Below are 8,353 nucleotides of genomic sequence, written 5' to 3'. Positions count from 1 at the left end.
TTTCTATTGTTTCTATATTATTAGTATTTAAAAATGATTTTTTTACTAAATTTTCCATCCATTTTGAAACTGGAACAATCGTTAAATTATTTAATGAATTGAAAAACTCTTTTTTTAATCTGAAATTATTGGTAGAATTATCCAAACCAATACTTTTGGGATATTCCTTTTTTAATTCGCAATTATAACATTCAGTGAGCCATTTAGTACAGTTTATTTTATCAAAATAAGCACAATGTCCTGTAAACGACCAGCAATCATGAAAAGTCCAAATTACTGGAATATTAATTTCTTTTAAAAATTTAAATAACAAGATATAATTTATAAAATACCCGTGAATGTGATGCAGGTGAATAATATCTGGTTGTATCTTTTTTAACGTATTAATCAATTTTTTCGTTGCATTTTTTGAATGCAAGCCATGTGTGTCGAATAAACGTGTATTAATACCATGATAATATAAATCAAACATGTTGCCTATCTTGATAGTTCTTGAACTACTCGGATTGTTATTTCTAGCATAGGTAATGTAACTTTCCCAACCCTTGTTTATAATATTTTCGCCAATTTGCTCTGCAATTCTACCCACAGAGTTACTGTTAACTTCTATACTTATTTGAACTATTTTTATATTTTCTAGCATCTTACTCATAATTTACTTAACCATTTAAAGCATTCTTTTTTTATCAATACTATATACTAAAATATTGGTTTTCTTTTACTCAAAATAATGTTATTAACTTGTCTGTATATTTATCTGCTGTAAATTTATCTAAATAACCGTTAATTGCCGACTCCGAATAGGTTGTGTACAAATTGGGATTTAGTGACATATTTTTAACAATTGATGCTATTTCATTGGGTGATTTAGAATTTACAAAAAATCCGTTATTTTTATTAACCATCATCGGAATTAATCTGTATTCTGTAACAATTGGAACGCATCCGTAGGCAAGAGCTTCAAGTACAGAAACTGGTTGGCCTTCATTTATGTAATAACTTGGTAAAAGAAAGAAATGTGATTTCTTAAACTCCTCCGACTTTTCTGTTCCATATAATCCTTGAAGGTAAGATACATTTTTTATAAGATTATTGGTTTCAACATAATCAAAAAATGCTTTTCTGGCTTCTTCTGCATTCGGAAATTTTACATCATCAACTGAGTCCAAGAATTTCCCTGCAAATACTGCTTCTATTTCTATTTTTTCTTTATTTACTAATATATTTACCGCTTCTAAAACATCCCAAAACCCTTTAGATTCAATTAAATTGCTCAAATAAAACATTTTAATTGGTTGGTTTTGTTCTATTATTTTTGGGTGAATTGTTGCGCTATTAATTTTTTCGGGCAAACCATTAGGTAATGAATAAACTTTTGTTTCGTAATCTGGCAAAAAACTAAACTGCTTTTTGGTGTAATCACCTTCTACCACAATTTTGTCGGTTTTTGCAAGTGTATCTTTAATTTTCTTTTTTAAAAACTGGGATTGCGAATTATAAAATCCGGCGTAATTGGCACCAAATTGGTGTGCTATGATTCGGCTCCCAAATAAGCGAGCGAAATTAATTATAAAAAAATCTCTAACAAATCCAACTTTAGACTGAGCTGTTGTTACATAAACAGTTTGTCCTGGGTTAAACATTAAAATAAAGAAGAATTTAATTAAAATTAAAAAGTAATCAATTCCTTTTACAATTGAAAACTTTCCAGAAACTCTATTTCCTTTATCTTTAAAAATCGATAATCCTATGTCAACGACAATTGTCTTTACATTTCTACGATAAACCTCATCTACAAGTAGTTGAAACATCATGGACTGACCATTTACAGCTGTATTGTTCTGTGTTGTTGGCCCAACAGCTATAATTTTATTTTTCATTTTCTTCATTTTTTATCCAATCCCATACCATATTCAAACCTTCTTCAATTTCAATTTTGGGTTCCCAATTCAGATCGCGTTTAATCTTTTCAATTTTTAACACATTATAAGTACAATCAAAACTACGAGAAGATTTTGGAATGGTAAGAATTTGCATTTGCGTTGTATCATTTATTTTTTCTAAAATTTCTTTTATGGTGTATCCTTTTTGGCTACCTACATTGTACACTGCGGTATGAGTTTCTTTAAAATCACTCTGAATGCAACTGTGCACAGCATTGGCAAGATCGTTTACGTGAATAAAATCTCGAGTAACGCGACCATCATTATACAAATCTATTGAAGTTTTATTTATTACAGATTTAAAGGCATAACCAATGATTCCTTGCGGTTTTATTAGATTTTGAAATTGCCCATATACATTTGAAGGTCTTAATATAAAACTTTGAAAATGCGAAGTTGATGTTAGGAATTTTATATAATTCTCTGTTACAATTTTAGAAAGTCCGTAACTAGAAATTGGTTTTTTAGTACTATCTTCATCTAGTGGTTTATTATCTAGTGAATCTCCATAAATGGTTCCGCCAGATGACAAATAAACGAAATGTTTAAAATGAATAGATGTTTTAGCTATTTCTAAAAATCGAATTAACGGACTGATATTACTATCAAAATCATCTACAAGACTTTCGTTGCTAACACTTGGAACTAATGAACTAACCAACCAAATTATCGTTTCACATTCTTTTAAAGATTCAAATAAGGCATTGGTATCTTCAACGTTAACTTCTGCAGTAGCAACATTTGGGTGCTGAAGCTTAGTTTTGTCAATTTTACGACTTACTACAAGAACATCATAGCCACAATCGACAAAAAAATTTGTCAGATTTTGACCTATAAATCCTGCGCCTCCAATAATTCCAATTTTTCTTTTCATAATTATTTCAATTGAATTATGACTGTTTTTTTTGTAAAATGTAAAAATCTTTAAACTTACTATTTTTAGTCACTAATTTATTTTTACTGTTTCTTAATAGATATATAGTTAGCAGACTAATTATTATATACAAATTGCCTCCTCTATTTGCAAGTCTAAAGTAGAAAATTCCTGAAAGTGTAAAATCAAAATAAAGTCCCATTAAAAAGAATGAAGATAACAAAGAAGTCGTTTGGAAAATTTTAAATTTTACCTTAAAAAATAACCAAAATAAAAATGTAATTATAATTAAAGAAGAAAAGCCGCTAATTGAATAAAATGAAGCTAGAAAAGTACCAAACATCCATGTATATTGTTCTGAATATTCATAAACCACGCTTGTATCTAAACCAACTAAATCTTTAAAAACAGCAAAAACATTATTTCCGTAGTTGAATATTTTGTTTTCTGTAATCCATTCTGCAAAAATGTATGGCTGTGTTCCAATGTAGCCAAGTATTCCCGTCCTAAAACTATTAAAATCCAATCCGTCACCTTCGCTAAATCTCTCTGCAGTAATTTTACCAATTATAGTTAAGCCAAATGACATTAAAAGTATAAAACCTATCTTAATACTTTTTGTTTGTTTATTTGATAGCAATGGTTTAAATATAAAAAATGACAATAAAAACGCAAAGGCAGCAAATAATACTCCATCTCTACCAGATACTGTCAAGACATTCACAACAAAGGCTATAACTCCTATGAACATACAAAATATTAAAACTTTAGATCTTTTTTGGATAATACAGACAAACATCAAAAATGAATATAAAAAATAAAAAGTTGGAAAACCAACTGCAATTGTTGTTAAAAATGTTGGAGGTAATATTGACTCTTTTGAAATCATCTGCCTAATATCCGTTGCATCAGCAGCTAATGATATAAGTGCATACGGCAATAGATAAATTAATGAATAAATAGCTCCGATAGCAAACACTATCAACAAAATATTAAAAAAAAATCCTTGAGGCAAGATATTTTTATTAGTAATAGGTTTGATTTTTAAAGAAAGATATAAAAAAGGGACAATTAATACAGAATACAACAAGAAAATAAAAAAAGATTCATTATCAAAATCATGAAAAGGAATAATATCACTACCCATAAATAAAGCGCTAAAAGCAGAAATCAAGTATAAACCACAAATCACTAAAGCTATATAATTTTTTTGTCTATAAGCAAGAATGGTAGGAAAAAGAAAAATGATAAAAGGAATCAGCCTTATTAGAATTATCATATATATGTATTTTGAACAAAGGAATTAAGTAAATGTCTTAAAAAAATAAACCATTCCATCCTTAATTAATTAAAACTTTAAAAACTGGTCTAACTATTTTTTCTTTAGCAAACAAATACACCCGTATGTCTAGTTTTTTCCAATAGGTTAAAAGCTCTTTATACTTGTTTTTTTCTAAACAATAAGTTATTAGAGATTGATAATAACCCTTTCTTAACTTTTTTTTATCAATTGGAATATTATAAAGTACAGCATTTTCTATGCTGTCATTGTATACTTCTTCAAAAAAATGTTCAGCTTGCTCAATGCTTCTAAAATGCGATGCAGATGAATCAAGAATACGATAAACACTAGTTGAATCTGAAATATAGGCTACTTTAGATTTTGACGCAATATGCAACCAAAGAGACTTGTCTCCAAATCCTTTTCGGTTTAAAATATTTTTTTCAAAAACATCTGCAATAAACTTGTGTCGAAACAATGATGTACAGGTTTTATAAGGATTACCTTCTACCAAAACATTTAAAACATATCCTGTTGGAATTGTTCTTTTAAAGGTTTTATCGTAACTTTTGATTGTTTTTTTTGATTCTTGATAATACAAATCTGCATCTGTAAATATCAGTCCAAAATCTGTATTTGTTTCTAAAAAATCTACTTGTTTTTGTAGTTTTAATGGATCAATCCAATAATCATCTCCTTCACAAATAGCTAAATATTTGGACTTACCTTTTTCTAGAGAAAAGGCTCCATTTTTTTGCATTCCAATATTTTTTTCGTGACGAAAATATTTTATACAATTTCCTTTAGGATGCGTATTTATTATTTCTTTTACAATTTGTTCTGTTGCATCAGGCGAACAGTCGTCGGAAATAATCAACTCATAATCAAAAGCAGTCTCTTGCATAAGAACACCTTCAATTGCTTGTTTTATATAAGCTTCATGCTTATATGTAATCATTACTACCGAAACTAAAATTGTATTGTTCATGTTCTAAAAATTAGCAAATTGCTAAAAAATTATTGGTAATCATTCTTTTATGCACAATAACTATTTAAAATAGCCACTGCAAAAATTTTAATTGGACTTAATTGTTTTGTATTCTTAAAAGTAATCGACAAATTAAATCTACTTCTTCTAACGATAAATCGGGATATAATGGTAAGCACATCACACATTTAGCAATGGCATCTGTAATTTCAAAATTTTTAGGTTCCAAATAAGGCAGTGTATTGGCTAAAGAGGGATAAAAATAACGACGCGTAAAAATTTCATGTGTTTTTAAAAACTCCATTGCTTTCAACATAGCATCTTCAGATTGAAAAATTATCGGATAATACGCATAATTATTTTCCGATTGTTTGTGCCAAATTTGTTTTCTGCTGTGGTGATTTTGAAGTTTTTCATTGAACCTTTCGGTAATAGCTTTTCGTTTAGTGTGAATTGCATCAATATGGTCTAAATTCACTAATCCCATAGCTGCATGAAATTCAGAATTTTTACCATTAATTCCTAATTCGGCGAAAGCATCTGGACCATTAAATCCAAAATTTCTAATAAATGCTAGTTTCTTTAATAACAGAGGATCTTTAGTGAAAATTAATCCGCCTTCAGTACTATGGTATAACTTAGTAGCATGAAGACTGCAGGTAGAAATATCACCATAATCGAAAACCGATTTTCCGTTTATAGCTACTCCAAAAGCATGGGCACCGTCGTAAATTACTTTTAAGTTATGTTTTTTGGCAATTTTATCAATGGCAACAACATCACACGGATTACCATAAACATGCGTTGCCATTATAGCAGTAGTAGTTGGTGTTATTGCAGCTTCAATTTTACTGGGATCAATATTTAAACTATTTTCGTCGATATCCACAAAAATAGGATTGCAACCTTCCCAAACAATAGAACTTGTTGTAGCCACAAACGAAAAAGGTGTTGTAATAACATCGCCTTTTAAGTCTAATGCTTTCATAGCCATTTGCAAGGCAACCGTACCATTTGTTACATACAACAAATGATTTACTTTTAAAAATTCTTTCAATCGCATTTCTAACTCGCTTGATAAAGGTCCCATGTTTGTAAGCCAATTGCGTTGCCAAATGCCTGTCAGATATTTTTGATACTCCTCTATTGGAGGAAGAAATGGTTTTGTTACTGGTATCATTTTTTTATAATAAGATTTTTTATATCGGTAATACTATCAAATTTAAAAAGCCATGCTAATGCAATATACACAATTCCTCCGCACAAACTACAAACGGCTAATTGTAAAAAATTAGATTGCTCTTGTAACAGATAATGTAGTGCGTAAATTACACAACCCATAACAATTGAGAATACAAATATAGGTGTAATATCTTTTAACTGTGAAAACATACTATAATTAAGCATTTTACCTGCATAATGTGTATTTATAAATAATGCCAAAATAGAGCAGATTAATTGTCCCCAAAGCAAAGCATAAAATCCAAAATATAACGTTATTGCTAAAACTACGGTAACCATAACTTTCTTTATAACTTCTAACTTTAAGAACAAATCACTTCTTCCTTTTACCTGAAGCACTATAAGGTTGTATAAATGAATGGGATATAAAACTCCAGACATACATATTATTTGAAAAATTGGCACCATAGGCAACCATTTTTCTGTAAAAAGAAATACTGTTAATGGTTTTGCTAAAATTGCTAAAACCATCATAAGCGGCGTAACGATAAACAAAACCAGTTGCATTACTTGTTTATAGACACTTCTTAACCTTGGAACATCGTCCTGAACTTTAGAAAAAACAGGGAAAATTACTCTATTTAATGCTCCTGATATGTTACCTACTGGTAACATCATTAAAGAATTAGCTCTAGTATAATAACCCACTTGCGCAACAGAATAAAATTTCCCAATAATAATTTGATAAATATTTGTAAAAACAATATCCAAAACTGAAGAAAGTGTCAGTTTATATCCATAGTGAAAATGCTGATGGAATTTTATTTTATTAAACAGTAATTTAGGATACCAAGCAGCACTTAACCATAAAAACAGACTTACTAAAAAGGCATTTACAAGTGCCGAAATTACCAAACTCCACACTCCAAAACCCATGTATGCCATTACAATCCCAACAATTCCGCTTAATATCATCGCTGGAAAAGTTATAAGCGCTTGTTTTTTAAATTGTAATTCTCTCGTTAAAATAGTGTTTTGGACTGTTCCGAATGCAGCAATTATAAATGTAAGCCCATAAACTCTCGTTATTAATGTTAGCGTTGGCTGATTGTAAAATTGGGCGATAAAAGGTGCAGTGATAAATAATAAACTATATAATAGCATACTACATCCCAAATTGAAATAGAAAACTGTAGCGTAATCTTCTTCATCTAAATCCTGACTACGAATTAAGGAACTAGTTAAACCTCCGTCAAATAAAGCAGTACCAATACCTATAAAAATGGCAAGCATACCAATAAGACCAAACTCTTCTGGTAAAAGTAATCTTGCTAAAACAAGAGAAACCAAAAATGTTAGAAATTGTGAACCAAATTGCTGAGAATAGGTCCAAATCATTCCAGAAACAGCCTGCTTTTTTAAAGACATAATTATTTCTTACTAGCTAATCGCAATAAATACTGTCCGTATTCATTTTTCTTTAAAGGTGTTGCCAACGAAATTAGTTTCTCTTTATTGATGTAACCCATCTCATAAGCTATTTCTTCTAAACAAGCCACTTTAAGACCTTGACGCTTTTCGATAGTTTGAATAAAATTGGATGCCTCAAGTAGTGATTCGTGCGTACCTGTATCTAACCAAGCATAACCGCGACCCATTAATTCTACTTTTAAATCTTTGGAGTGAAGATATTCTTGATTTACAGTAGTTATCTCTAATTCTCCTCGATTACTAGGCTCAATAACTTTCGCTATTTCCACAACAGAGTTCGGGTAAAAATACAATCCTACTACTGCGTAATTACTTTTTGGTTCTTTTGGCTTTTCTTCAATAGAAATAACACTTCCTGTTTTGTCAAATTCGGCGACACCGTAACGCTCTGGATCTTGAACATAATATCCAAAAACGGTTGCTTTTCGTTCTACTTCAACATTTCTTACAGCCGTTTTAAGTAAATCGGTTAAACCGTGTCCGTAAAAGATATTATCTCCCAAGATCAGGCACACATCATCAGATCCAATGAAAGTTTCACCAATAATAAAAGCTTGAGCTAATCCATCTGGACTTGGTTGTTCAGCATATTC

8 protein-coding genes are annotated in these 8,353 nt (G+C 30.0%); all 8 read right to left on the bottom strand.

Going from position 1 to position 8,353, the window contains the following annotated elements:
* Positions 1-652, bottom strand: a 652-nt coding sequence (locus DIU01_RS08270) for a glycosyltransferase (RefSeq protein WP_290833381.1), incomplete at its 3' end; no start/stop codon positions are given.
* A gap of 70 nt (positions 653-722) precedes the next feature.
* The gene (locus DIU01_RS08265) at positions 723-1,880 is read right to left on the bottom strand and encodes a glycosyltransferase family 4 protein (protein ID WP_290833379.1); all 1,158 of its coding nucleotides are present in this window, start codon (positions 1,878-1,880) and stop codon (positions 723-725) included.
* Complete coding sequence (locus tag DIU01_RS08260; protein ID WP_290833377.1) at positions 1,870-2,817, bottom strand: NAD-dependent epimerase/dehydratase family protein; 948 nt, start codon at positions 2,815-2,817, stop codon at positions 1,870-1,872. Before DIU01_RS08260 ends, DIU01_RS08265 begins: the two co-directional genes overlap by 11 nt.
* A gap of 16 nt (positions 2,818-2,833) precedes the next feature.
* The gene (locus DIU01_RS08255; protein WP_290833375.1) at positions 2,834-4,096 is read right to left on the bottom strand and encodes an O-antigen polymerase; all 1,263 of its coding nucleotides are present in this window, start codon (positions 4,094-4,096) and stop codon (positions 2,834-2,836) included.
* 61 nt (positions 4,097-4,157) lie between these two features.
* Positions 4,158-5,087, bottom strand: coding sequence for a glycosyltransferase (locus tag DIU01_RS08250; RefSeq protein ID WP_290833373.1), 930 nt, complete (start codon positions 5,085-5,087; stop codon positions 4,158-4,160).
* 97 nt (positions 5,088-5,184) lie between these two features.
* The gene (locus DIU01_RS08245) at positions 5,185-6,267 is read right to left on the bottom strand and encodes a DegT/DnrJ/EryC1/StrS aminotransferase family protein (protein WP_290833371.1); all 1,083 of its coding nucleotides are present in this window, start codon (positions 6,265-6,267) and stop codon (positions 5,185-5,187) included.
* Positions 6,264-7,697 carry a lipopolysaccharide biosynthesis protein gene (locus tag DIU01_RS08240; RefSeq protein WP_290833369.1) on the bottom strand — a complete coding sequence of 478 codons (1,434 nt, stop codon included), beginning with the start codon at positions 7,695-7,697 and terminating at the stop codon, positions 6,264-6,266. The genes DIU01_RS08245 and DIU01_RS08240 overlap by 4 nt, the downstream gene beginning before the upstream one ends.
* A gap of 2 nt (positions 7,698-7,699) precedes the next feature.
* On the bottom strand, positions 7,700-8,353 hold a 654-nt coding region (locus tag DIU01_RS08235; RefSeq protein WP_290833367.1), incomplete at its 5' end, for a sugar nucleotidyltransferase.

This window comes from Flavobacterium sp., from assembly GCF_003525665.1.
Taxonomy (GTDB): Bacteria; Bacteroidota; Bacteroidia; order Flavobacteriales; family Flavobacteriaceae; genus Flavobacterium.
This window is presented reverse-complemented; position numbering and strand designations above follow the sequence as displayed.

What these genes read in the sequence shown, in the direction of transcription:
- DIU01_RS08265 (WP_290833379.1), bottom strand. Translation starts at nt 1,880, where the DNA reads ATGAAAAATAAAATTATAGCTGTTGGGCCAACAACACAGAACAATACA.
- DIU01_RS08260 (WP_290833377.1), bottom strand. Translation starts at nt 2,817, where the DNA reads ATGAAAAGAAAAATTGGAATTATTGGAGGCGCAGGATTTATAGGTCAA.
- DIU01_RS08255 (WP_290833375.1), bottom strand. Translation starts at nt 4,096, where the DNA reads ATGATAATTCTAATAAGGCTGATTCCTTTTATCATTTTTCTTTTTCCT.
- DIU01_RS08250 (WP_290833373.1), bottom strand. Translation starts at nt 5,087, where the DNA reads ATGAACAATACAATTTTAGTTTCGGTAGTAATGATTACATATAAGCAT.
- DIU01_RS08240 (WP_290833369.1), bottom strand. Translation starts at nt 7,697, where the DNA reads ATGTCTTTAAAAAAGCAGGCTGTTTCTGGAATGATTTGGACCTATTCT.
- DIU01_RS08245 (WP_290833371.1), bottom strand. Translation starts at nt 6,267, where the DNA reads ATGATACCAGTAACAAAACCATTTCTTCCTCCAATAGAGGAGTATCAA.